The following is a 1294-nucleotide window of genomic DNA, read 5'->3' on the forward strand; positions in this document are numbered from 1 at the left end:
ACGATCATCAAATATGTCGACCCGAACTTCTCGGGCCGCGACTGGAACCTGGCAACCGCCATGGTCATCAAGGGTGACGCGCTGGTGCAGGTGATGGGCGACTGGGCCAAGGGCGAATTCGTCGCCGCCAAGAAGACGCCGGATACCGACTTCCTGTGCTACCGCTTCCCCGGCACCGACGGCAGCGTCGTCTACAACTCCGACATGTTCGGCATGTTCAACGTTCCCGACGACCGCAAGGCGGCCCAGGTGGCGCTGGCCACCGCAACGCTGTCGAAGAGCTTCCAGTCGGCCTTCAACGTCGTCAAGGGATCGGTGCCGGCCCGTACCGACGTTCCCGATACCGACTTCGACGCCTGCGGCAAGAAGGGCATCGCCGACCTGAAGGCAGCCAACGAAGGCGGCACGCTGTTCGGCTCGCTGGCGCAAGGGTACGGCGCTCCGCCGGCCATTGCCAACGCCTACAAGGATGTCGTCTCGAAGTTCGTCCACGGCCAGATCAAGACCTCCGACGAAGCCGTCAAGCAGCTCGTTCAGGCGATCGACGACGCCCGCTGAGACCACGTGTGATGACAAATGCTTCCCCGCCTGCTGGCGGGGAAGCTTCAGGCTCCGCGCCGATCATGCGGGATGATCATGCCCGATATGAAGCAGGGCCGATTGCGGGAAGGAGATGACATTCCATGAGCACCGTTGCGACCACCGATCCGGTTCTGACGCCGAGGCAATCGACGGGGATCTCGTTGAGGGGCCGGCTGCAGGATGCGCTGCCGAAGATCGTGCTGGCGCCGAGCTTCGTCATCACCATCATCTTCGTCTATGGCTTCATCGTCTGGACGGCCTATCTGTCGTTCACCAATTCCAAGACATTCCCCTCCTATGCGCTGACCGGAGCACGCGCCTATCAACGGCTGTGGCGCTGGACCTTCGAGAGCGATCCGCCGTCTTCCTGGTATACCTCGATCACCAACATGGCGATCTTCGGTTTTCTCTATATCGGCATCTGCCTGGCACTCGGTCTGTTCCTCGCCATCCTGCTCGACCAGAAGATCCGCGGCGAGAGCGTGTTGCGGCCGATCTTCCTCTATCCAATGGCGCTCTCCTTCATTGTGACAGGCGTTGCCTGGAAATGGTTCCTCGATCCCGGCCTCGGGCTGGAACAGACGCTGCACCACTTCGGCTGGACGAGCTTCCACTTCGACTGGATCAAGAACAAGGACTTCGTCATCTACACCGTCGTCATCGCCGGCGTCTGGCAGGCGTCGGGCTTCGTCATGGCGATGTTCCTGGCGGG

Annotated in this window: 1 protein-coding gene and 1 pseudogene; both read left to right on the forward strand. The window is 61.5% G+C overall.

What is annotated here, in order from left to right; translation table 11 throughout:
- Nucleotides 1-558 (forward strand): annotated as a pseudogene (locus tag ACM5SV_RS36570) (sugar ABC transporter substrate-binding protein); the annotation flags it as partial.
- Between the two features lie 125 nt (nucleotides 559-683).
- On the forward strand, nucleotides 684-1294 hold a 611-nt coding region (locus tag ACM5SV_RS36575), incomplete at its 3' end, for a carbohydrate ABC transporter permease (RefSeq protein ID WP_419425528.1).

The sequence above is a fragment of the Rhizobium sp. CRRU65 genome (assembly GCF_048551595.1).
GTDB lineage: Bacteria > Pseudomonadota > Alphaproteobacteria > Rhizobiales > Rhizobiaceae > Rhizobium > Rhizobium leguminosarum_J.